A 23153-nucleotide genomic window follows, 5' to 3' on the forward strand; every position below is an offset into this window, starting at 1 on the left:
CTATAATTTAGGACGTAAGACATGATCAATTTGTTCCGCAGTTTTTTGACTTTCGGGTTTCCAGAAATTTTTGTACAAAAGTAGCACAAATCCTAAACTTAAAACCGTGGCAACCCCTTTTAAAAAGGTGGTGCCTGCATTGTCTCTTCGCTTATTAAGCAAGTCGCGGTTTGCATTAAAAGTGTGTTTAAAATCACTTAGTTTCTTAGCGGAAGGTTTTTTATCATCATTAAGTATATCTTTCATCTCTTTAACGGTATCATACTTATTGCAGGCTAATTTAAAGCAGAAATCGTCATTTATTAAAGTGTTTAAGTCTGTATTATCTTTCTCATTTAATTTGGTAACAGCCTCAGAAAGGCTGATAGAGGCTCCTTCTTTCATTTCAATGTTACTACCTTTTTCTTCTGGACTGGAGAACATGTTGTTAAAAAGTTCTTGGTTTTTTTCTTTGATATGATCTTTAATTATTTTTTCAAGATAACTTAGATAGCTATCACAAAGTGCATTTAAATGAGTGACTTTTATTTGAACGTCAACTTCTTCCCGAATAATGGCAGAAATAAAAGGATCCTCCGGATGAGTGCTCTGCATTTCATTAAATAACCCAGTGACGGCTTCTTCAGTAGACAAATTGACAAAATACTCATTCAAAAGCTCACTTGTTTTTTCTATACAGCTATTTTCTCCTGTCAATTGCGAGAAACTAAAACTTTCCTCGCTAAATTTTAAAATATTATCTTCATTGACTTCTTCCACAAGATAATCGGAATAATTTTCAATTGTTTTTACTCCGACGGCAACAGCACCGGTGCTTATTAATAAACTTAGCGCATATTTTTCTTTATCAGAAAATCCAGGGTCAATCTCTCCATAGTTTATTTTTCTTTCAAGAATATGTATTCTGGTTAAATCATCTTTTTCTATATCTGTGTGGGCAAGCTCGTGGGCTATGATTGGTATAAGCTCATCACCACCCATGGGCTTTACATTATTATATATTGCTTCATTATATATTTCTTCGTATTTACGTACTAATTCCATTACACGGATTCTTAAGAGATTCAAATTTCCTTCACGCAAGGCGTCGATACATTCTTTTGCAATACTCATACTCTATTCAATATATATTTTTATGTGTATTAATTATGCGCCACGAATATTATGAGAACATTAAATGCTTCTAACGAGAGATAAAAAAAATCGTATTGGACCATGGAAGAGGCTGGTTAGGGAGGTAGGAATAAGGCACTGATTTTTTTGAACAGTTAATTTCGACTTCCAGCGGCTTGATTCTGAGAGATAGACCGCTGGGTCTTTGGTATTAAAATTTAATTTTAAGTAGTATACATTAAATCACGTTTTGATGAGCCTCATTCTCTTGACTCTCTCTCTCAAAGGATTGCAATGCTTTTATCAGTTGCGCCTCTGAGTTTTCCCGCATCCTTTTCCTTTGACTTAGAGAATGAAACATCATATAGCTTGCCGCCCTGTCAGCAGAATCACCGGAATTGCTTTCCTGTCTGTTTTCTTTTATTTCTTCATCAATCCTTTGCAATTGCTCTCTAACCGTTTCAAGTTGTTTTAAAAATTTTTCGCTGGATTTACCATTATGAGAAAAGAACTTTCTTAGCATAATTTGCCTCCTAATGTTATAGAAAAAATTTCGCCCTAAGTGATGAAAAATGACCTAATTGTTAAAGATATTGTAACAAAGATTTATCTCAAAACATCATCTATTTCTTTATGGTCGTTCATCACTTCCTGGGCAAGATGGTTTTCCTATGGTGGGAAATGACACAAATAGAGCAATCAAAGCATGGTTTTTCCTTGCACATCCCTAATTTGATTTCACAAAAATGGTTCTTTTTAGTAATATGTCATCCCCTTTTAAAAATCCAGCTTCTGATAATAAAATAAACAATCGTAAAAGTTGGTGAACAAAAGTAGTACTATCATGAAGAAGCAACTGAAAGGCAAAGAAAACATCAAATACATTTTTCTGATTACCATGATGTTTATTGTTGCCTGTTTTGAAACTGATGTTTATCTGCCGGCATTCCCTGACATGATGCATTATTTTCATACCACTGAAGCCATGATCCAAAGTTTTCTAAGTTGGAATTTTATCGGCATTTGTTTATCAGGTCCTTTTTATGGTCCGTTGTCAGACTCTTTCGGCCGCAAGAAATTATTACTTTGCGCTATGGGATTGTTTTCATTAGGCAGCCTGGGCACTGTTTTCAGTGAGCACATTGAATGGATGTTATTTTGGCGAGTGATTCAGGGTTTAGGATGCGGAGGTTGTTTTACGGTAGGTACGGCCATTGTTTACGATAAATTTCAGCAGGAAGAAGCAACGAAAGTTATTAATGATCTTAATTCGGTGATTCCTGTGATTATGGCAATGGCGCCCATGCTTGGCGCTTATTTGAACATTCACTATGGGTTTCGCAGTAACTTCATCTTTATTGCTTTTTTTTCGCTGTTAACCTTATTGGTTTGCTCCTGGCAATTGGAGGAAACACTGCCTAAAACCAAACGCGCTGTATTTCAGACAAGACGGATTTTGAAAGACTTTGCCCGGGCAATGCTGTGTTTTAGATTTTGGGCTCCTACCATCATTGTCAGTTGTATTTTTGCCGGTTATCTTAGTTATATTTCCTATACGTCTTTATTGTTTGTCAATGATTTCGGAGTAAGTCGAGCCTTGTTTCCGGTTTATCAGGCCAGCGTCCTCATCAGTTTTGTTTGCGCAAGCTTAAGTGCAAATAAAATGATAAATCGATTCACCGTAAGTAAGGTTAAAACATATGGGCTTTCCCTGCTTTCATTCGGTGGAGCCGCTTTTATATTGACCGCTTATTTGTTACCGCAACAATATCACCTCTTCCATTTGGGCATGATCATTTATTCATTTGGGGCGGGCTGGTTAATCGGTCCATATTTTACTGAGAGCATGGAAGCGCTACCGGATATAAAAGGAGTGACGGCAAGTCTTGTGACCAGTTTTCGTTTACTGTTTACAGCCGGTTTTATTGCAGTCATCAGTCACCACTTTGATGGCAGCATTAAGCCTTTGGTGTTCGGTTTTATATTTTTATTTTTCATTGGCTGTATGACATTGGTTTTATTAAACCTCCAGGCCGATTCTTCCAAACTTTTAATTAGTGAAAATGGGGATGGTCACTTCTAAATCATGAAATAAAGTAAAGTTGATTGAAGATATTAAAATAATCTTAATGCTCATATTATAACCTATAATTATAGAAAAGTTGTTTGGATGGTTTTTATGGAGCGGAAAGAAGAGATATCTTCAAAGGTTATCAAAGTATGTATTGTTGGTGCAGGTCCTGGTGGACTGGCAATGGCAATGTCTCTTTTAGAAGAAGCTAAAAAGCACCCTTCAAAACAGTTTGAAATTCATATCATTGAAAAGCGGGATTTTGATTTCAAGCGTCGGCAAAAATTAATTATCATACCTTACAGACAGGCTCCATATACTTCATATCTTAAAAGCATAGGTGAAAGTTTACGGTGGGATGATTTTTGTCAAAAAGCTTTTGATCCTGAGCATCAGTTGACGGTAGATGATTCAGGACACCTATTACGTTTTAATAAAGAGATGAAAAAAGAATTAAATGAACAACAAAAATTTTTGCGCAGAGTCTTGCGACAACCGGAAGTAAATACCCCTTTTTTTAAATCACCTAAAAATTTCTCAATAAAAACACTGCAAAAAGCTTTGAAAGAATATCTTGAGCGAGCAGAAGTGCGTAATGCCAAGATAGATTGGCATCCTGAGACAGTGGTTGAAAAAATAAACGTGTCCGGAAGTTCGATATCGGTCACTGAAACAAAAACCAACCATATGCAGGCTCTTTCTTTCGATTATCTTATCGTGTGTGAGGGGGAGCGGCGTGAAGTGGTCAATCTCATTAATAAGGAAATGAACGCTGAAGATAAATTTAAATATCAGGCATTGGGAAAGAAATCCTATCACATGGCTGTGCGACTTACGGTAAAATCAGCAACTGATGGAGATTATCGAAAATTTCTAAAAGAGCAAAGGAAGTTGTACGAAGAGGAGGAGGGTTCTATTTATGAAGCAGCCGAGGCTTTAGGCTGGCATTCATCTGGGTATGATGATCCGGTTTACATTCTTGATACCAACTTATACAAAGAAAGTTTGGATGATAAAAGATGGCGTCCTCGTTTGTTTGTTGCCTCAGAAATCCCTGAGTCGTTATATGATATTCAAGATGAACAGGAAAGAAGAAAAAAAATTCTCGAGTGGTCGACTATCTTTGCTTCACGTTTAATGCGTATACCCAGAGACTGTTTTGAAATAGATACCAAAGAAGAAGATACGCATCATAAGTTGAATGCAGTGGCCTTTATTTCAGATATCCACTACGTGGATAATCCCATTCGTCAACTTTCTAGTGGCAGTTATATTTTATTAATAGGAGACTGCGCAATGTCAGCCCATTACCCATTGGGATTCTCATCTACCATAGCAATGAATGAAGCGCGAATAGCTGCAAAGTGTATGGTTGATGATAAGGCGGAGATTGAAGACTGCTTTCATCCTTTAAATAATAATTATCAGGCTTATGTAACAATGTTTAAGAAAATGTTGGGTCCTCGACCTTTAGCTGCGGATAATTTAAAAGCAGAAATTAGAGTTTAAAATAGGTTAAGTATAAATGTTCAATGGCTCTGCGATCAGCTTCGACAGGAAGGCATTCAAGGGCTGCCTTTTTGAGTTCATTTGCATGTGACGCCAAGGTAATTTTATGTTCATTGTTATTGAGATTATCATGCAGGTTGACCATCATTCGCATCATATGAAAGCAGGAGTTCCTCTCTCTGCACACATAGGCTTGTATACCACAAAAGATGATCTCGCAGAAGTCACTGAAACTCAAAACAGGTACAATCAATTTTAAATGATCATCGTCATCATAGCGGTAGGGAGAGGCTTGTTTTTGACAGGATATTTTTTCCAGGCTGAGTTGTAGCCAATTCATTGCCGTCATTGCTGAGTATGGATCATTGATGCCCGGTGATAAGGCGCGGCCGATAATTTCTATTAACTGATGGATTAAAAAGATCGTATCTTGCTCCTGGTTTCTTTGATAACCATAAGCAAAAGTATTTAAACATTCTTTGTCGAGGGAATCAGGAATGCTTTCGGAAGAATAGATGTGAAGTAAATCCGTATGGGGTGTGATAAATTTTCCCACAGGCTCTTTTAACTGAATAATGACATTGTAATTTTTAGCCAGACTAATAAGCGTATCGCCGTCCAGAACACGGATGTAACCATATTGATCGGCAGTAATTGTTTTCTGATATTTTTGAAAAGTCTCCGGAATCCCTGTGGCAGTTTGATCTCTTTCTTTTCCGATATTAAATGGAAACAGTGTATCAATTTGTCGGTATAATTCATTACCAACTCTGGCAATGACATTGGACATGTTAATGCTTTCCGGTATGTGATGAAAAAAATAAATCAACACAACTATGCTGCAAAGTGTGAGAATAAAAGCCATAAAAAGGGATATCTGGGGGATAAAAGTTAAGTCATCAGTGTTAGTACCCACTACAGATCGTAAAATGAGGATACAAAATAAAAAGGTGGCGACAAATACACCAAGAGTGATTTGATTTGTGCGATCGCGCATAAAATTGGTGATGAGACGAGGACCTATGTGACTACCAGCGAAAGATACGGCAATAATGGTCATGGAAAAAGTGACGCTGATGACAGTCACCATTGAAGAAGCTATGATGGTTAAAAGTGCTCTTGCGCCTTCAGGATTATGGAACCAAAGGATCTCAAACCACTTGGGTTGAATCCAAGCATCAAGATGCAGGGTAATGATGGAAAGCAAGGTAACAATAATAGACATGAGCAAAGGATAATACCAGAAACTGGCATGAATAGAGGATAACAAATTTAATAATTTTGATTTCATGCAATACCTTTACTCATTCTTTTATAAGTATATCGGTTTGTACGGAGTGTTCTTTAATATTTCAAAAAAAATAAACTAGCGTTAAGTTATTTTCCTATGGAGATTAAGCATGTTTACTATAAGTACATCCAGATTACTTTTACGCTTATGGAAAGAGGGCGATATTGACGCTTACTATCAAATCAATCAGGATCCTGATGTTCTGGAGTTTTTGCCAGGCGCATTGACGAGAACCGAGGTTAAGAATTTTATGGCTCGGCAAAACCAGCAATTTGTTGAACGAGGTTTTGCACTTTGGGCTGCAGAACTTAAAGAGACATCTGACTTAATCGGGTTTATTGGATTAAATTATTTTGATTACCCTGTACATTTTTCTCCCGCTGTAGAAATAGGTTGGCGTCTGAGCTCCTCCTTTTGGGGTAAAGGCTATGCTACAGAAGGCGCGAGAAAAGTGATTGAATTTGGATTTCATCAATGCCATTTACAGGAAATTGTGGCGTTTACTGTACCAAAAAACATACGTTCACAAAGAGTCATGGAAAAAATCGGCATGGTTCAGGATATGAATGGGGACTTCTTTCATCCGAAATTACCCCGTAAGCACCGATTGGCCAAACATGTTTTGTATCGTATTACATCAGAAAACGCAGCCTTATAAACTCCTCGGCAAGCCGCTTATTCCGTTCTTCCATTATGAGGCTTCGGGTTCAAATAAAAAGCAAGGCTGATGACAATAATATATAAGATGCCTGTCAAAGCAAAATAGTTAGCCAGTATTTGATTATCATGTTGGAAATATAACAGATTGGCTATTTCGATGCCCAAGGCAAGTAGACACATTAAAATCATGGTCATTAGAGCAGAAGCCGTTCCTTTCGCAACCGGTGTTGAAAAAAGAATCAATCGTCCCAAAGGGCCGTTGCTGATACCCAACCCAAAAAAATAAAAAATTAACCCAGGCATTAAGCCAAGGAAGGAATGAGGTATGAGGAAAGATAAAAGGCAAACCATCAGCAAACTGACAAGCGAAATGATTGAGCCTATAGCTAAAATATAACGAAGCGTATAGTGGCTACTTAGATAGTGCAGAGTCCAGTTGCCTAAAATGGAAGCGCCAAAGACAGGCAGTTGCCATAAAGCATACTGAATAACCGTTAATTTGGCTTCTGCCATTAACATCACCGGTGCAAGAGCAATCCAGCAAATACAAGGTACGGTTAATACCCCCATCGCAACAGAGCCGAGAAAAAAACTACGGTTGACAAATAATTGTTTATAATTATGAGCGATAGTCCTTGGTAAGAGTGACACACGGGGTATGATTTCTCCGTCTCGTTTAGTTTGCCCAACAGGTTCAGGCATAAAATGCCACAATCCCCATAAGGCCAACAACGTGAAAGATGCAATGCAGACAAAGATAAGACGCCATGTGAAAAAATGAATAAAAATCGAACCTAACAATGGCCCTAGTAAGGGCGCTAAAATGGAGACATTTGCCATGATAGCAATGAGTTTAACGGCATCCACTTCAGCAAAAATTTCCTGCAGGGTGGCATATCCAATTACCCCAATAAAACATAGTCCCATGCCTTGAAAAAATCGGGCGATAATGAATTGTTCCATGGAGTTGGAGGAGGCAATAAAAACCGTACATAAAAAGAAAATCACAACACCAGTCAACATCACCGGTCGACGACCGTATCGATCCGAGATGGGACCTAAAAATAGCTGTAGACTTGCTCCACCGAGAACATAGGCCGTTAATGAATTGGCAACGACGGATTCAGGCGCATTAAAAGAGTTCACCACTTTAATCATGCCAGGCATGATCATGTCGTTTGCAATATAGGTGAGGAATTCATACAGTACAAGAAACGCGGCAAAGATCAAGGCTTGCTTTCGAGAGATGTGGATTAAGGGCTGTACCATAGGATGACCTGTCTTATTAACTGATAATGTCTTGTTGTGTTAAAAAACTTCACAGCGGGTAATATAATAGGCCGGTGTTTCGTATGGATGTGCTTTTTTTAAAGCAGAAACGACATCAAGAATATATTCTTCTGCACAAATCATTTCAACTTTATATTCAGCGACTTTTTCCAGTTTGTTCTTTTCGCCGATAAAAGCCTGACTCCCTTCAAGAGGCATGAACTGACCTTCACCCGAAACCTGCCAGGCACAGCGGGAGTAATGACCGATTTTACCGGCACCGGCTTTGAACATGGCCTCTTTTACCGTTTCAGCGTAAGATTTGGGAACATAAAAACTGATTTTATACATATTATTCCTTTTTGGTTTTAATGAGGGCAAATTTTTTCTAATTGCAAATATTATTTGATTTAATTCACTATTGCCATTTTTACAGTAAATATTCATTGTACTTTTTATTGCGGATATACTATTTTTGATAAGTTTAAACCATTTAATCCAGCCGTCTTTTACTGGACTTTAGCCAAATTTCAAGTAAAGGAAAGCAAGAGATTAAAGCCATAGAAGCGCATCGTTATATTTATCAAAGTCGCTTTAAATCGATAACTTGAGAAAATAGAATGGCACGAATTACCGCGTCATGCGAAGCTCCGTATGGACCCCGCTATCAAGTGGCGGGGATTCGACCCCTAAAAAATGGCTAAAGTCGCGTTTTAACAAAATTAAATAATAAAAGGAAAATGTTGTGGCAAAACAGTTATGCATCCATTGTTATGTTTCCGGTAAGGTTCAAGGCGTGTGGTTTCGAGCTTCAGCCAAGGAAGAAGCAGAAAAACTGGGTCTTACGGGATGGGCAAAAAATTTAAACGATGGTAGGGTGGAGGTCATTGCCTGTGGTGAGGAAGAACAACTTGAAACTTTTTATAGTTGGCTGCAGGACGGTCCTCAACTGGCTCATGTAGATAAAGTAGAGCGTGAAGAAAAATCATGGGAAAATCATACGGCATTTCAGATCTTATAAAATATCCATATAATCTGTCAGGCTTTTGATACTTCATGAATTAAGTTGGATAGGAGTATCTGACTGGTATTTTTGTGGATCATTAAAAACATTTTTTAATAATTGACTGGCTTTTTCATTATCCTCTAATTGTAATTTTTCAATAAGAGTGTTCACGCTTTCATTACAAAAAGAATCATAATAACGCTTGGTCGATTCTTTTCGAGTAAAAAAACGACTTATTCGTGCTACCGGCGATTTGCTTTCTCTCGCTTCTTGTGGAATATGGATGAAAGCTTGAACGACTGCTTTTAGAGCCATTTCTTCAGTATATTCAGGTTCATCGAAATTTGGAGTGTAATTGACTGCCTTCATAAAGGACTCAATAGCATCAAGCTGTTTTTTGACAAATCTTGGAACGACATTTGTTTTAGAAGGTTTTTGAGCTTTTTTAGCCTGTTTGTCATGATAAAAATCGACCACCGTACCCCCAAAACCAGTAATATCCCAGTTTTGAGCTTTAATGTGTTGCTGTAAAGCTCTTAATAAATCTGTTGCCGGAGTTCTTTTCATTGCGGCATTAGATAAATTTGCAAAAGAGACTTCTACTTGAGAGTCAGACACATCTTTTGTTTCTTCTTCTGTTTCATGAATAGTAAAAGATGTACGGGGCGTTTGAATGGGGTTATCCCGATTCTTTTCTTCATCTTCTTTAAGGGTTGATTCTGTTTCAGTGGTGCTTAGTAAGCTGTCAGAGCTTTTTTTAGATGAAAAGAAAGGCGGCCTTTTATTATGGATTCTGACTGAGTTGGATTTGCGAGGGGCTTTGGGTTTGCTTAAGCTTTCCAGCTTTCTTAGTGCGTAAAAAAACTGTTCTTTACTAGAGTGCTCTTTTTGTAAAAAAATCGTCCATTCCCTGAGTAAAGCTTCAAAGTCAGCATTTAATTTCGTTCCAGCCAGTTTTCTTCCTTTTGCCGGTTTTCCTGAAGGATTCAATGTTGCCTGTACTTCTGCATTAATGCTATTAAAGTTTTTACAAAATACTTCGCTTTTTGGTAGCTGGTTTAGAAAATAAGTAAAACGATCTCTTTTTTGGGTAATGGTATCGCTGTGACTTGGTACGAGTTTATGACTTAAATAATCCTCCAGCAACTCAAGTGCTTTTTCACCCTCAAGTGTATTTTTTAATTGGATAATGAACTGATGAATTTGTTCTCTGAGTGTTTTAGAGTTGCCTTTTGTACGGGTTCTTGTCATTGCACTGTTGCTTATGCCTGCTGATATTTTCTGATCATAATAAAATCAGTGTGATTACGTCAAATCCATATATCAATAAGATGTCAATTTTATACCCTTATTACAATCCCTCATTGAAAATTTTTGATGCCTTGAGCTTGGCGCTTTTCGCAAGTTTTGAAAGTTTGATTGGATTAAATATGGAGGATTTTTCCTGTGTTCTTATCGTCCAGGCAGGCAGGACAATTTCAAGAACTATGGCCAGATAACCAGAAGCGGCCATGGCCATTAAATACATATTTTCTGAAATGAGGGTCAGAAGCAAAGGGGGCAAAAAAGTCAGTAACCCAATCATAAAGCGTTTTTGTGCTTTAAAAGCATCCACCAAAAAATCAAAGACGCCCAGAGAAACGCAGAAAAACGAGCCAAATAAGGAAATGATCTGGAAATATTTAAAGACATTTACCACTTCATCCGATTGTAAAAAGTATTGCAGACTTTTATTAAAGGCCATGATTTGATTAGAACTGTGATAGATAGCGATTAGACCATCTTCTCCATGCATGGGTATGAAAGAATAGATAGCAAACAACCATATCAAATACAAAATGGCCACAATAGATGTGCTGGTAATTAACAAGGGTTTATATAAAGCCTGATGCTCCCTTCCGTAATAAGTGACCAGACTGGGAATGATAAAGTGAAAACCAAAGGCGTTAATAGTGATTAACGCCAGTGAGCTTAATCCAGACTGGTGAACACTGCCCATATGAAAAGGAATCGTTTTAAAATAGGAGCTAGAGACCAGCACCACTAAAATCAGCAAGCCAACTTTCAGGGAAACAAAAAGAACATTGCCTCGCACGACCAGCTTGTGGCTGAGAGTGATTAAGCCACCAAAGATAAGAACGTAAAGAAAACAAAGAAAAAAATAAGAAAAAGAGGATTTGGAGACAAAGAGCCATGCCATGAATAAAGAGACGCAGCCTGATATATAGGAAGATAAAGTAAAGTAGAGTAACGTTAGATACAACAGTATAGTTATCCATTGCATTCTTCTCCCTAAATAATGCCCCACAATGCTATAATACGTGTTGTGTTTTTCCGGGCATTTAAGAGAAGAGGATAAAACATACAATCCTGTTTTGGTCATGATGGCCCATGACAAAACAATAAGAAGAAAAGTTAGATAAAAGCCAAATTTGGCCGATGCAATGGGAATGGCAATGATGCCGCCTCCTATCACCGCACCAATAATGAGAAAAATACCGCCAGCCAATTTTAACATCATTTACAACCTTAAACCTTTTCAAAGAAATACGGCATGCTCATCTATCCAGCGTTTCAATTGTTTCATCTGTTTTCTGCCTGATTGCAGTTGTTTTTCAACACTTGCTTTTGCCGTACCGCCGAGTGCTTCGTGAGTTTCTATGACTTGTAGGATGTCTATGGCCTCATAGACATCCTTTTCAAAATACTTGCTGAAGGTCTGATAGTCTTTTAAGCTTAAATCTTTTAGCAGGCAGTCATTGTCAATGCAATACAGCACAAGCTTGCCTGCAATTTCATGGGCCTTTCGGAAAGGAACGTCTTTTTTCACCAGATAATTGGCTAGACTGGTTGCGCTGGAAAAATCGTTTTCCGCTGCCCGTTTCATTTTTTTCTCATTAATCTGCATGCTGGCTAACATGGGCGGGTAGACATCAAGACATAGAGATAAGGTTTCAACGGTATCAAATACTCCTTCCTTGTCCTCCTGCATATCCTTGTTATAGGCGAGCGGCAAGCCTTTCATAACGGTTAGTAGTCCCATCAGGGCGCCATAGACGCGTCCAGTTTTTCCACGTGTCAGTTCACAGACATCGGGGTTTTTTTTCTGCGGCATCATACTTGAGCCTGTGCAAAAGGCATCATCCAGTTGAATAAAGGAAAATTCCTGACTGCTCCAGAGAATGAGTTCTTCACTCATTTTAGAAAGATGCATGATTAATATGGCAGCACAGGATAAAAATTCAATCAGGAAATCACGATCACTCACCGCATCAAGGCTGTTTTCGTAAAGGCCATCAAAATGAAGTAATTCAGCTACATGTTCACGATCGATCTTCACGCCGCTGCCTGCCAAGGCACCAGCTCCAAGAGGACAAATGTTGATACGCTTAAAACCATCACAAAGACGTTGAGCATCGCGATTCAACATGCTGAAATAAGCAAGAAAATGATGAGCCAGGCGAATAGGTTCTGCTCGTTGTAAATGCGTATAACCCGGTAAAAAGGTATCCACGTGAGTTTCGGCAAGCTCATGAAGGACAGCTAGCAATTGGTATATTTTATTGATCAGTAGAATGAGGTGATGGCGTAAGTATAAATGCATATCCAGCGCCACCTGATCATTTCTGCTTCGCCCTGTATGTAGCTTTCCTGCTGTGGGCCCAATGAATTCGTGTAACAAACGCTCAATGTTCATATGGATGTCTTCATCGCTTTGGCGGAATTCGAGTTCTCCTTTTTCAAGTTTGCTTCGTATTTGCACTAAGCCTTCACGAATGGTTTCAGCTTCGTGCTTAGAGATGAGCTGGCATTTGCCCAGCATAGCAACATGAGCAAGACTGCCTTCAATATCGTATTTTGCCAGTTTGTAATCAAATCCTATGGATGCATTATAGGCATCCACCTTCTCATTGGTTTCTTTACTGAATCTTCCAGACCAAAGCTTCATAACTCATGCTCTTTATTGACTTTTGAGTGGACTTCAAGAGGAAGACCAAACAGTTTAATAAATCCTTTTGCAGCTTGATGATCAAATGCATCGCCATTTTTATAAGTGGCCAACTCGTATTGATATAAGGAATGTGGTGATTTTCTACCTGTAATCGTGATGTTGCCTTTAAAAAGATTTAAGCGAACCGTGCCGGTGACATGCTTTTGTGTTTCATCCATAAAGGCATTGACTGCTTTGAATAAAGGTGAAAACCATAAACCGTCGTAAACGAGGTTAGCAAATTTCTGTTCCATTAATGCCTTGAAAGAAGAAACATCACGGGTTAAACAAAGCGCTTCAAGCGCCTGGTGAGCTTTAATGAGAGTCACTGCTGCCGGGGCTTCATAAATTTCCCGTGACTTGATGCCAATCAGGCGATTTTCGACGTGATCGATACGTCCTACACCATGCTGACCGGCGATTTCATTTAAAGCGGCAATTAAGGTATGAAATGACATTTTTTCATTATTCAGTGCCGTAGGAAGTCCTTGCTCAAATTGGATCTCTAAAATGTCTGGTTGTTCAGGACATTGCTCAGGTCCGTTGGTCAGTGCGTAGGCGGCTTCCGGCGGCTCACACCAAGGATCCTCCAGCACACCACACTCACAACTTCTTCCCCAGAGATTCATATCGATACTGAAAGGGTTTTCTTTTCCAATCGGTATGGGAATTTGATGTTTGATGGCATAGGCAATGGCTTCCTCGCGGCTCATGGGATTTTCACGAACCGGTGCTATGATTTTGATGTTTGGATCAAGCGTTTTTAACGAGACATCAAATCTGACCTGATCATTGCCCTTACCGGTACAGCCATGTGCTACGGCGATGGCTTTTTCCTGATGGGCTATTTCAATAATTTTTTGTGCAATGAGCGGTCTTGAGAGGGCAGAAATTAAAGGATAGACCCCTTCATAGAGGGCATTGGACTTAAGGGCTTTTGCTAAATAATTTTGGGCAAAGGTTTCTTTTAAATCGACCACGTGACAGGAGATAGCGCCAATATTCAAGGCTTTTTTCTTGATTTCATTTAAATTTTTATCTTCACCCAAGTCGGCTACCATAGCAATGACATCGAAGTGATATTCTTCCTGCAACCATTTGATGGCTACGGAAGTGTCTAAACCACCGGAATATGCTAAAACAATTTTTTCTCTGCTCACGTTAACCTCACTAAAGTTATCTGCTGCACAATATTTTCTCTACCTTACCTTGTTTTCCATAAATGTCAATATTTTTATTCACTTTTTTGTAAATTTAATGCATAATTATTCAAAAAACCACATCAGGATCTGTCTAATGCAAAAACGTAATACCTTAAGTCAGGATTTAAAAATTTTACTATTAAAGGGCGGAGCGACCACACAGGAAAGTCTCTGTCAGGTGTTGACGTCTAAAGGACATCAGGTGAATCAATCAAAAATTTCACGATTGCTTAGAAAACTAAATGCCATAAAATCAAAAAATGAAAAGGGGGAAATGGTTTATCGTTTACCGCACGACAGTGCACCGCCACCTATATATACTCCACTGTCTGAGTTAATACTTGATATCCTGGCTAATGAGACGACCATTATCATTAAATGCAGTCCAGGCTCTGCCCAGTTAATTGCAAGATTTCTGGATTATCAGCAATGTAAAATTTTAGGCACAATTGCCGGGGATGATTCGATTTTCATAGCACCCCAATCGGTAGAGGATATTGAGGAAACACTATTGCTTATTAAGCATTTTTTATCGTTTAAGGATTAAATTTTTTTCTGCACAGGCCATCTGGCGACCAAAACTCGCTACCGACACAATGATGGCAATAAAATAATCCTGTTGGATCATATTTTTGTTTGATCTTTAAAAGTTTTTGGTAATGCTTGCCCCAAAAAGCCCGTTGCCAGTTTTTTTCAAAATAATCGGCTTCATTGACATAGGTTCCAGCTTCAGGGGCTGTGTTTCGAAAAAGCGCCATGGCTTTGTTGATTCTTTCTACGATTTTTTCCCCATGTTGTTTATCAGGCTCCAGTCCTTTTACTCCAGTGTAAACTTTATTACTCCCTGCCGCCATGATGATAAGGGCAGCTGCCTCATGAACAGCTGGATTTATGGATGTTTTTTCATTGTCAATAATGGCCGTTTTGGCAGCGCCTGCCAGCCCTTTGTTGATGTGCATGCCTACAGAGGCGAGTCGAGAAGCACGAAAAAAGAGGTTACTGAGTGTCTTGAGGTGTGAATCTTCAAACAAGGATGCAGGTAACCACCAGGATTGATAGGTATACCAATAAGTGTAGACTTCGCGACTGTTTGGTGCCCACCAGAATTGTCCCGAGGATGCATCATTTAGCTCATTTTCTTTGATAAAGTCGGGATGGCTTTTTTGCCAGAAGTTGATGTTCCAGATTTTATCTGATGGTATGGTCCAAAGGCTGGAATTTATAGTATATAAATGGGCTCGTTGATTGAGCCATTGTTTCATTGGCTGCCAGGCTTCTTCGGCTTCTTTTTGACTTTCACCCTGAAAAACCATGAACATCTGAATCTGATTATCGGGTGTAAAGGTTATTTGCTCCCCCCAGTGCTCATTATTGAGCTTATCCCGATAAAAGGAAAGAAAGGTTGGCAATAGTTTTTTATAAGCCTCATCGTTTTTGGAGGTGATTGTTCCCTGAAAAATGGCGGTGTATGGAGGAAGCGCATGCGTTTTTAAGGTTAGATGACTGATTACACCAAATGTACCGGCCCCACCTCCACGAACGGCCCAGAACAGATCCTGATTTTGACAAGCATTCGCTATGAGCGTTTGACCATCAGCAGTGACTACCTCTGCCTGTAATACACCGGCCGCCCCCGTTCCGTATCGTTTGGAAAAACTACCAAATCCACCGCCCTGAGTAAAACCTCCAGCCGCACCTACCGTTGTACAACCTCCGCCTTGTACATAACGTCCGTGTTTATTCGTTGCTTCATCATAAGCTTGCAACCATTGCGTTCCAGCACTTATCCTGAGGGCAGGCACAGCCGATTTTATCGTACAGCCTTTCGGTACAAAAGCAGGATCAAACTGAACCTGATTCATTTTATGTGTCCAGATCAACAATGAATCTCTGGCATTAGAGCGGCCAAGATAATCATGTCCGGTTCCCTTAATCACGATTCTCAATCGATGTTGGCGGGCAAAATTTACCGCCTCGACAATGTCTTTTGTATTAACAGCTTCCACCGCATAGTTGCTGTTTTGATAGATCCAGGCATTCAACCATCCCTGACTTTGTGCATTTCCAGGATTAGAGCTCAGGAAAAAAGGGTTATAAATATGTTTAAGTGCGTTCTTGCAAGCCTCGCTGTTCTTATCTTTCTTGCAAGGGGTGATGGCTGAAACGGGTTTTATCAGTTGTCCGGTTAATTGTTTTTCCAATGTTGCCCATTCTTTAGCTTTCGGCCAACAACTATCTTGTGGCTGACATCGACAATAAGCTTTGCTGTTTTGCAAAGAGAAAGATTCGGCTGCAATCAGTGAATGGCTGGTTAGGTAAATAAATAATAATATCCCTAAGGTACTCAGTTTTTGAAATGGCGTCATTGCTTTCTCTATATGTTAAATTCGATTTTTTTATAACCAGCCGATAGACGCAGATGCGAAATGTCGGACACAGTGTGTTGTATTTATAAATTGCTAGAAGATACAGTTTAAAATAAACTTAATAGACAATAAATAATATGCGATTGAATATGGCCATTTGGTTTAAAGCTATTACTGTGGATGATTTAAATTGTAGAGGCAAAAACACGCTTGCCGATTTTTTAGGCATTCAATTCACCGAAGTCGGAGAAGATTCGTTGACAGCTACCATGCCAGCCAGTGAACGTACTAGACAACCTCTAGGGATTATTCATGGTGGAGCAAACGTGGTATTGGCAGAGACGGTTGCCAGTACAGCGGCGAATGCGGTGGTTGATCTGGATAAATTTTATTGTGTCGGTCTTGAAATCAACGCAAATCATATTCGCTCGGTGAAAGAGGGGATAGTAACGGCAGTCACACGTCCTGTTCATATAGGACGAACCACTCAGGTGTGGCATATTGATATTTATAATGAAACCGGAAAGCAGACCTGTGTATCCAGAATGACAGCCTCCGTTGTGTCGCGTAAATAAAAACCCTTATCGTTTTAGATTTCATCTAATGAATTAAAAAAAACAAAAGAATTCAGGGCGATTTCATCAAAGTTCAAAAATCAAACGATAAGAGTATCTCAACTGTAGAAGAGAGAGTTGATTTATCTGGCAAATTAAAATAGAAAGTGTTAATAATCAGGCACCTACGTTGACCGACGTAGATTATAAAAATCTTAAGAAGGAGCCTGATTGTGTTAGAAAGTACGCGTAAATTTGGAAAAAATCAATATTTGTTTCATTGTTTTCTGTCCATCCGCGATCCACGAGTTGGAGGTCGTTGCACGTATTCACTTTTAACGATACTGATTATTGTTTTATGCGGATTAATATGTGGCTGTGACAGTTGGAAAGCCATGGAGATTTTTGCCAGGTCGCGCAAGCGATGGTTAAGCCAATTTATTGACGTCAGTGAAGGTTTGCCAAGCCATCACACATTGGCACGGGTATTTTCTCTGATTGACCCTTTAGAATTTGAGCGTTGTTTAAGTTCATGGATAGAAGGAATCAGTCAATTTTTTATGGATGAGCTGATTGCGATTGATGGTAAGACGAGTCGCGGCTCCTCTTATCAAAGGGGCCATAAGAAGGCGACCCATCTGGTGAATGCTTACTCCCCACGCTTATCCGCGACGCTTGGAAGCACGGTTACACCTGACAAGTCTAATGAAATAAAGGGGATACCTGTACTACTAAAAGCACTCAATATCAAAGATAAAGTAATAACGATTGATGCAATGGGAACGCAAAAGGGAATTGCCAATTTAATACGTCTCAAACAAGCTCATTATGTGCTTGCTTTAAAAAAGAATCATAAACGCATGCACCGGAAAGTGGATAACCTCTTTCAAAAAGCGGACTCCCTAAATTACAAAGCCATGGTTTTCCAACAGAAAGACACCAATAATTATGACCACAGCCGTTTTGAAGAAAGAACATACACCGTATTACCAGCCATGTACCTTCGCGGTCAACAATGGAAAGATTTAAGCGCCTATATCCGTGTGCAATCCACGCGGCATTTACCCACAGGAGACATTGAAACGGCTACACGTTACTACATGACATCCCTGCCTTATAAAAAACACAACTTAATGCGTCAGGCGATTCGCGACCATTGGAAAATAGAAAATGGCTTACACTATAAGTTGGATGTCGGTATGAACGAAGATCAATGCCCCATATATCGCGGCTATGCAGATAGAAATTTGAGCATTATGCGTAAAATAGTCCTTAAATTATTAACCCAAGATACTTCAAACCAAGATGGCATTGCTTTAAAACGAATGAAAGCTGCCCTTTCTACGCAATATTTGAAAAAAGTGATTGGATTTTGAACTTTGATGAAATCGCCCTGAAAAGAATTTTTTTAGGCATTCCTTTTAATCTTTTTTTAAGTTTTGTGTATTACAATACCATCATGTTTTTTTACAAATCATTATTATGCCTAACACATCAGCAGTGCATTATAAAACCAGGATATTGAAAAAAATCGCTGAAAAAGAGGGTGGCAAGAATCATCGTAGCGGTTATGATGGATTTTATCGTTGTGAGCAAGATCAAACTGAATATTTTATAAAACAATCTGAACCCAAAGAGCTTTTTGCAGAACTTTTTGCCGGCTTGCTCCTTAAGGAGTTTATAAAGCGCGGTCTAATTGACCCTGTCTATCATGACTCTTTTATCCTGGCTGACTGCATTCGGTTACCTGATGATTCTCTTGCCTTGATTCAGCCAAAAGTTAATTTTGCCAGGCTATCTAAAATTACAGGTACTGAAAACTCCACTGAATCCGACCGCAGCGCCTTTCAAGAGTTTTTTACCGATTATGGAAAACTTAGGGCTGAAGGTGCATGGTTTGCTTTAGATGAATCTCTGATGCTTTCTGTTATATTCGGTGATAACAGCGTTCACAGCGGTAATGTCGTTCGCTTGACAGAGGTTACACCTGATAGGCCGAGACAATTTGCGCGCATTGACTGGGGGGCAGCTTTTCGAAATTATGGACACCCAAAAAACAATAGAAATGTATTAGTGACATTGGAAATCCAGAGTTTAACAGCAAAACATAAAAATTATTATGCCAAATATCAAAGCATTCCAGGTTTATTTCCTTCCATTGCATTAAATGCAAAAACTCTGCAAGATAAGATTGGACAAAAAGCTGAAGAATCAGAAATTCCCCCTGAAAAGCTCATGACAGATATCGTCTCAACTGCGCTAAGCCAAGTTCCTTCTGAGCTGCTCAATGGACAAACCCAAAAGGATATCGCAGAGTATCTGGGTATTCCATCATTTACTGAAATAGATATTAAAAATAAAGATTCTTATCAGCATTTTGCTTTTGATTTTACCAGTGTTTTGATGAAAAGATTGCAAAAAACGACTCAATTAGAGGAGCATATGGTTAAAAAAGCGGCTGCCCCTAATATTGCTGAGGTCATTAATAAACCGGAATCAACACTTATTGATCTTATGTTGACGCTGCAAAACATGGGAGCAGATTTGCTTGGCTCAATGCATGATCAAATTGGTTTAAATGAAGTAAATGTTTTCGTAAGAAAATTTAATGATTTTGTTGATAGCATAGCCAGGCATGCTGAAGAGGTTAATTTCTGGCAACATCAAAAGACTCAAAACATCCTCGCTCCTTTTTTTACCGGACAAAAAGATACATTCTATCATGGTGATGCTTTTGTCCCTCATTATCGCGAAGCTACGATTATTCGTCGTTTATATTCCATGCTTCCTTTCGGGAAGGAGAAACTAGAAGGCGCATCACGTTTTCAGCCATACGATGAAAATCATCTGCAAGAAATTGATGATGAAAACTGGAAAAAAATTCAAGCCTTACTGTCTAAAGGCGTTCTCATCATTACGATGATGAAAAAAATAAAGGATTTCAAAGAATTCGCTAAGTCAACAGAGGAGCTTGAGCAGATCACAATTTTTACAGATCAAATCATTAGGGATGTCAAAGAGTTTATGGGCTGTTATCTCGAAATAGAGAACAGGCTTTTAAGCTCTGCAGTTAGCAAAGAGTCATTTGAAAGTGATTTCTTTTATCCCATTGCAGATGAAGAGCTTGATGAGATGGCAGGGGAGCAGCTTGCCAGCATCTGTATGGAAGAATTAAACGGTCCAAATTGTGCCTCAAGCTCTCTGATCACACGCATTGTTTCAGACAAAAAACGCTGGGATAAAATAAATACGGTTCTCGATGAGAAAGCTGAGGAATTAAAACGTCGAAACACTGGTCACAATGCAAAAAATATAGAACAGTTACAATGCTGGGGGGAGATGATAGCAAAGGCTAAGGAGCTGAATTCTTCAAAGCTACAAATAGAAGAAATAGAATTATATTATGAGAATTTACCCGAAGTTCTGAAAATTTTCGGCAAAGGTTTAATTGATTATTTAACTCAATTGCAGGAGTTTAAGGAAACCATGGCTTTCACTCCTCAAATTGAGATGGACGATTCGATAGATGCATGGGTATCTTTCTCAACGGAATCTGAAAACAGTAAAAAGAGAAAACGCATTCAATTTTTTGAATTACAGCAATCTTTTTCCAAACTTCCCTCTATCCTTAAGGAAGCTTATAAAGAAAGTTATGCTTATGCCTGGAATAAGTTTGTTGATTTTCTATTTTCTGAAAAAGAAGTTTTATTCTCGCTTTCTGGCCAGCAGCTTGCTGTTCTCTGCCTGGAAGAGTTAAAACTGGGAGAGCCGGATAAAGTCATTGCAGCGGTGATTGGTGATAACCGGTTGTGGCAGATCATGGATGAAGTGATAGACAGCCCTCAATTTGAAGCCAGTAAAGTCGATATTCAGAAAATGCGAAACTGGCATAAACAGGCCACTGAATTTACTTCACATTCCCAGGAATTTGAGAAGTCCAGACGTACGAGTTCATCCAGAGATATAAAGAAAAGCTTTTTAGGCATGAGCAGTGCATACGATCAACTGCCGGAATGCCTGCAGGAATTGCTTACTCAAGAAAAAATAGAATCCCAGGAACTGTATGAAGGCTTAGTGAGTAAGGAGGATAAATATAAAAAAGCACTACAGCAATTTAATCCAGATGCCCCTACATATGCTGATTTTTCGACATTAAACGTCGCTTTTTTTCAACTGCCAACAGATTTACAAAAAGAATATCATGAGAGTTACATTGGGGCATGGGCAAAAATAGCAGCCAGCCTTAAACGCAATCAATTGTCTGATGCGACGACTCTTACTAAAAAGTTGGCAACGGTTAAAATATTACAAGAAGAATATTCTTTATTAGAAGAAATTGACATTGACAATCAGCCGATTATTCCTGCAAGCGAACTTGATGCGCTCCGAAATTATCTGCAAAAGTTAACCGACTTTTATGCGGTTGAAAACGGTAAACTCAAAGCTTTTAAGGAATTACAAAATGCTTTTTTTGCGCTCACAGAAGATGTAAAACAAAACCATCAACAAGATTATATAGAAGCACGAAATCAATTTGTCCAATGGTTGCGAGCTAATCAAATATTTGAAATCAAGACCTTGCAGGAAAAGTTAGGTGCCATTGAGATGATAGAAGAGAGCTTACACATTGACAATGCCAACACCGAAGCCGTTGGGAAACTCCTTGAAGAAAAAGAGCTTTACCAAAGTTTAATTAACGCGGCGAGAGAGGATACTATCTTATCTCAGGTTATTAATGATCATAAAGAAAAATTATCCAGATTTTCCAAGGCCGTCATTGAAGATTTATTCATATTAAAGAAATTTCATGATGATAAATGTCAATTAAATCAAGATAATAAATTTGGAAAAAAATATACGGCTTCTTTGGATGGCTTTTATGAGGAAACGTTAAAAATACGGCTGTCTGATCTATCAGTAAAAAAACAACAGGAGCAAATGAAAGAAGAGGCTCATGATAAATTTAATAACCGTCATACCACGCGCCGACTTCTCGCTGATGCCTTGATGTTCATTGGTTTCCTGTTTGCCGGTTTGGGGTTTGTTGTGGGTGGCATTCGTAAAGGAGTTTTTAAAACGAGCTTCTTTTTCAGAGCAGCTAAAACCGACAGGGAAAATGATTTTACGGCTCTTTTGAAAAAGGAAGATGCTCCCCAACATGCTGAGGATGAAAATGCCAGTATGAAGGAAAATTTGTTTAAACCTGACTCATCGATCCTCGCTTATTAATTCGATTTGAGACAGGCTCGGAATGAGTTCCCGGCAATGTTTCATGATCCGTTCATTTTCTGGCGGCAGTTGCATAAAATCACCGAAAAGCTGGGTTAATATAGCTTCAGGCCGTCTGGCAATGCTGAATGATCTTCCTTCAAAGACTGTGCGTTGTAAGGGATAAATATCTTCATAATCCACGCAGTTGCTGTTCACACAATCATAACCATAGCCGAGATATGGGCTGTCTGCTTGATTGCTGTTTCTGATGATCTTTTTCAACATGTTTTCCAGTGTTTGTTTGGGGAACAATCGCGAAAGGTTTTTATACAAATGCGCATAATGCCCACAAGGAATGCTGGCATATTTCCAGTATAACAGCCGTAAGGTTTTTTTGGCTTTCAGCTTTCTGAGGCGACGTTTCATTTTATCTGTCGGCATTCTGTCATAGACAAAAACATCAATAAAGATACCTTGTTGATAAGGCTCATTACCCTGTTCGTGAATGCTGATAAAACGGCTGTCCAGATCGCGAATTTTTAAGGGTACTGAGAGATCAAAATAGCCTGGATCGGTTTTTGGGGTTTGTAACCACATGCTTTTAGGCATTTCATCCGGCGCCAGCCGTAAAAAGGCCTCATAACTTTCTCTTGGCATGGAGATATCTAAATCATCGTCCCAGGGAATAAATCCTTGATGACGAATGGCTCCAAGAAGGGTGCCACCTTCCAGCCAATAATCCAGATGATGTTTTTGGCAGATTGAATCTACAACCTCGAGAATGGTCAGCATTTTAAGCTGTGCCTGCCTTAATCGGCCATCATGTTGGGCACTTTGGATATTATCTTGGTTATTCGGTGCAGTGGTCATGGCTTGATCATTTTTTTCAGGATTTTAATCAGGATGGAAG

General features: G+C 39.0%; 19 protein-coding genes. 8 read left to right on the forward strand and 11 right to left on the reverse strand.

Features of this window, described 5'->3' with window-relative positions; translation table 11 throughout:
* Positions 1 to 1113, reverse strand: a complete 1113-nt coding sequence (locus E4T55_RS10055; RefSeq protein ID WP_058502907.1) for a hypothetical protein — start codon at positions 1111 to 1113, stop codon at positions 1 to 3.
* Positions 1114 to 1351: 238 nt separating this feature from the next.
* Complete coding sequence (locus tag E4T55_RS10060) at positions 1352 to 1636, reverse strand: hypothetical protein (RefSeq protein WP_058502906.1); 285 nt, start codon at positions 1634 to 1636, stop codon at positions 1352 to 1354.
* 321 nt (positions 1637 to 1957) lie between these two features.
* On the opposite strand from E4T55_RS10060, the gene E4T55_RS10065 reads away from it, so the two are divergent.
* Positions 1958 to 3196: a multidrug effflux MFS transporter gene (locus E4T55_RS10065; protein ID WP_058502905.1), complete on the forward strand. Its 1239-nt coding sequence runs from the start codon at positions 1958 to 1960 to the stop codon at positions 3194 to 3196.
* 96 nt (positions 3197 to 3292) lie between these two features.
* Positions 3293 to 4693, forward strand: a complete 1401-nt coding sequence (locus E4T55_RS10070) for an FAD-dependent monooxygenase family protein (RefSeq protein WP_058502904.1) — start codon at positions 3293 to 3295, stop codon at positions 4691 to 4693.
* Here E4T55_RS10070 and E4T55_RS10075 read toward each other — a convergent pair.
* Positions 4683 to 5984, reverse strand: coding sequence for a DUF2254 domain-containing protein (locus E4T55_RS10075; RefSeq protein ID WP_058502903.1), 1302 nt, complete (start codon positions 5982 to 5984; stop codon positions 4683 to 4685). The genes E4T55_RS10070 and E4T55_RS10075 overlap by 11 nt on opposite strands.
* Before the next feature lie 109 nt (positions 5985 to 6093).
* On the opposite strand from E4T55_RS10075, the gene E4T55_RS10080 reads away from it, so the two are divergent.
* The gene (locus E4T55_RS10080) at positions 6094 to 6642 is read left to right on the forward strand and encodes a GNAT family N-acetyltransferase (protein WP_082636582.1); all 549 of its coding nucleotides are present in this window, start codon (positions 6094 to 6096) and stop codon (positions 6640 to 6642) included.
* A gap of 17 nt (positions 6643 to 6659) precedes the next feature.
* Here E4T55_RS10080 and E4T55_RS10085 read toward each other — a convergent pair whose 3' ends face one another.
* Both E4T55_RS10085 and E4T55_RS10090 read right to left on the reverse strand, forming a co-directional pair.
* Complete coding sequence (locus E4T55_RS10085; RefSeq protein WP_058502902.1) at positions 6660 to 7913, reverse strand: MdfA family multidrug efflux MFS transporter; 1254 nt, start codon at positions 7911 to 7913, stop codon at positions 6660 to 6662.
* 39 nt (positions 7914 to 7952) lie between these two features.
* The gene (locus E4T55_RS10090; protein ID WP_058502901.1) at positions 7953 to 8264 is read right to left on the reverse strand and encodes a YqfO family protein; all 312 of its coding nucleotides are present in this window, start codon (positions 8262 to 8264) and stop codon (positions 7953 to 7955) included.
* A gap of 394 nt (positions 8265 to 8658) precedes the next feature.
* Between E4T55_RS10090 and E4T55_RS10095 the strand changes: the two genes are divergently transcribed.
* Positions 8659 to 8934: an acylphosphatase gene (locus E4T55_RS10095; protein WP_058502900.1), complete on the forward strand. Its 276-nt coding sequence runs from the start codon at positions 8659 to 8661 to the stop codon at positions 8932 to 8934.
* A gap of 33 nt (positions 8935 to 8967) precedes the next feature.
* On the opposite strand, the gene E4T55_RS10100 is transcribed toward E4T55_RS10095, so the two are convergent.
* The 4 genes from E4T55_RS10100 to E4T55_RS10115 all read right to left on the reverse strand — a co-directional run bounded on the left by E4T55_RS10100 (position 8968) and on the right by E4T55_RS10115 (position 14070).
* Positions 8968 to 10170, reverse strand: a complete 1203-nt coding sequence (locus E4T55_RS10100) for a hypothetical protein (RefSeq protein WP_058502899.1) — start codon at positions 10168 to 10170, stop codon at positions 8968 to 8970.
* 100 nt (positions 10171 to 10270) lie between these two features.
* Positions 10271 to 11440, reverse strand: a complete 1170-nt coding sequence (locus tag E4T55_RS10105; RefSeq protein WP_082636581.1) for an aromatic amino acid transport family protein — start codon at positions 11438 to 11440, stop codon at positions 10271 to 10273.
* An 18-nt stretch (positions 11441 to 11458) separates the two neighbouring features.
* Positions 11459 to 12868, reverse strand: a complete 1410-nt coding sequence (gene argH, locus E4T55_RS10110) for an argininosuccinate lyase (RefSeq protein WP_058502897.1) — start codon at positions 12866 to 12868, stop codon at positions 11459 to 11461.
* Entirely contained in the window at positions 12865 to 14070 is a 1206-nt protein-coding gene (locus E4T55_RS10115) for an argininosuccinate synthase (RefSeq protein WP_058502896.1), read from the reverse strand. The genes argH and E4T55_RS10115 overlap by 4 nt, the downstream gene beginning before the upstream one ends.
* Positions 14071 to 14206: 136 nt before the next feature.
* Between E4T55_RS10115 and E4T55_RS10120 the strand changes: the two genes are divergently transcribed.
* Positions 14207 to 14659 carry an arginine repressor gene (locus E4T55_RS10120; RefSeq protein ID WP_058502895.1) on the forward strand — a complete coding sequence of 151 codons (453 nt, stop codon included), beginning with the start codon at positions 14207 to 14209 and terminating at the stop codon, positions 14657 to 14659.
* Here the strand turns inward: E4T55_RS10120 and E4T55_RS10125 are convergent.
* A complete protein-coding gene (locus E4T55_RS10125) occupies positions 14649 to 16478 on the reverse strand; it encodes an FAD-binding oxidoreductase (RefSeq protein WP_058502894.1) in 1830 nt (609 codons plus the stop codon). The genes E4T55_RS10120 and E4T55_RS10125 overlap by 11 nt on opposite strands.
* A gap of 149 nt (positions 16479 to 16627) precedes the next feature.
* On the opposite strand from E4T55_RS10125, the gene E4T55_RS10130 reads away from it, so the two are divergent.
* The 3 genes from E4T55_RS10130 to E4T55_RS10140 all read left to right on the forward strand — a co-directional run bounded on the left by E4T55_RS10130 (position 16628) and on the right by E4T55_RS10140 (position 22261).
* Positions 16628 to 17053, forward strand: coding sequence for a hotdog fold thioesterase (locus tag E4T55_RS10130; protein ID WP_058502893.1), 426 nt, complete (start codon positions 16628 to 16630; stop codon positions 17051 to 17053).
* 212 nt (positions 17054 to 17265) lie between these two features.
* Entirely contained in the window at positions 17266 to 18408 is a 1143-nt protein-coding gene (locus tag E4T55_RS10135; protein ID WP_115325252.1) for an ISAs1 family transposase, read from the forward strand.
* Between the two features lie 106 nt (positions 18409 to 18514).
* Positions 18515 to 22261: a LepB GTPase-activating domain-containing protein gene (locus E4T55_RS10140; RefSeq protein ID WP_131780744.1), complete on the forward strand. Its 3747-nt coding sequence runs from the start codon at positions 18515 to 18517 to the stop codon at positions 22259 to 22261.
* On the opposite strand, the gene E4T55_RS10145 is transcribed toward E4T55_RS10140, so the two are convergent.
* On the reverse strand, positions 22241 to 23113 hold the full coding sequence (locus E4T55_RS10145; RefSeq protein WP_058502699.1) for a LicD family protein: 873 nt from the start codon (positions 23111 to 23113) through the stop codon (positions 22241 to 22243). The genes E4T55_RS10140 and E4T55_RS10145 overlap by 21 nt on opposite strands.
* Between the last annotated feature and the right edge of the window lie 40 nt (positions 23114 to 23153).

The sequence above is a fragment of the Legionella israelensis genome (genome assembly GCF_004571175.1).
Lineage (GTDB): Bacteria > Pseudomonadota > Gammaproteobacteria > Legionellales > Legionellaceae > Legionella_D > Legionella_D israelensis.

Bases quoted from the DNA above. Each gene is read 5' to 3' on its own strand.
- E4T55_RS10080 (WP_082636582.1), top strand. From the start codon at position 6,094: ATGTTTACTATAAGTACATCCAGATTACTTTTACGCTTATGGAAAGAG.
- E4T55_RS10145 (WP_058502699.1), bottom strand. From the start codon at position 23,113: ATGACCACTGCACCGAATAACCAAGATAATATCCAAAGTGCCCAACAT.
- E4T55_RS10100 (WP_058502899.1), bottom strand. From the start codon at position 10,170: ATGACAAGAACCCGTACAAAAGGCAACTCTAAAACACTCAGAGAACAA.
- E4T55_RS10125 (WP_058502894.1), bottom strand. From the start codon at position 16,478: ATGACGCCATTTCAAAAACTGAGTACCTTAGGGATATTATTATTTATT.
- E4T55_RS10140 (WP_131780744.1), top strand. From the start codon at position 18,515: ATGCCTAACACATCAGCAGTGCATTATAAAACCAGGATATTGAAAAAA.
- E4T55_RS10060 (WP_058502906.1), bottom strand. From the start codon at position 1,636: ATGCTAAGAAAGTTCTTTTCTCATAATGGTAAATCCAGCGAAAAATTT.
- argH (WP_058502897.1), bottom strand. From the start codon at position 12,868: ATGAAGCTTTGGTCTGGAAGATTCAGTAAAGAAACCAATGAGAAGGTG.
- E4T55_RS10085 (WP_058502902.1), bottom strand. From the start codon at position 7,913: ATGGTACAGCCCTTAATCCACATCTCTCGAAAGCAAGCCTTGATCTTT.
- E4T55_RS10065 (WP_058502905.1), top strand. From the start codon at position 1,958: ATGAAGAAGCAACTGAAAGGCAAAGAAAACATCAAATACATTTTTCTG.
- E4T55_RS10105 (WP_082636581.1), bottom strand. From the start codon at position 11,440: ATGATGTTAAAATTGGCTGGCGGTATTTTTCTCATTATTGGTGCGGTG.
- E4T55_RS10120 (WP_058502895.1), top strand. From the start codon at position 14,207: ATGCAAAAACGTAATACCTTAAGTCAGGATTTAAAAATTTTACTATTA.
- E4T55_RS10090 (WP_058502901.1), bottom strand. From the start codon at position 8,264: ATGTATAAAATCAGTTTTTATGTTCCCAAATCTTACGCTGAAACGGTA.
- E4T55_RS10070 (WP_058502904.1), top strand. From the start codon at position 3,293: ATGGAGCGGAAAGAAGAGATATCTTCAAAGGTTATCAAAGTATGTATT.
- E4T55_RS10075 (WP_058502903.1), bottom strand. From the start codon at position 5,984: ATGAAATCAAAATTATTAAATTTGTTATCCTCTATTCATGCCAGTTTC.
- E4T55_RS10055 (WP_058502907.1), bottom strand. From the start codon at position 1,113: ATGAGTATTGCAAAAGAATGTATCGACGCCTTGCGTGAAGGAAATTTG.
- E4T55_RS10130 (WP_058502893.1), top strand. From the start codon at position 16,628: ATGGCCATTTGGTTTAAAGCTATTACTGTGGATGATTTAAATTGTAGA.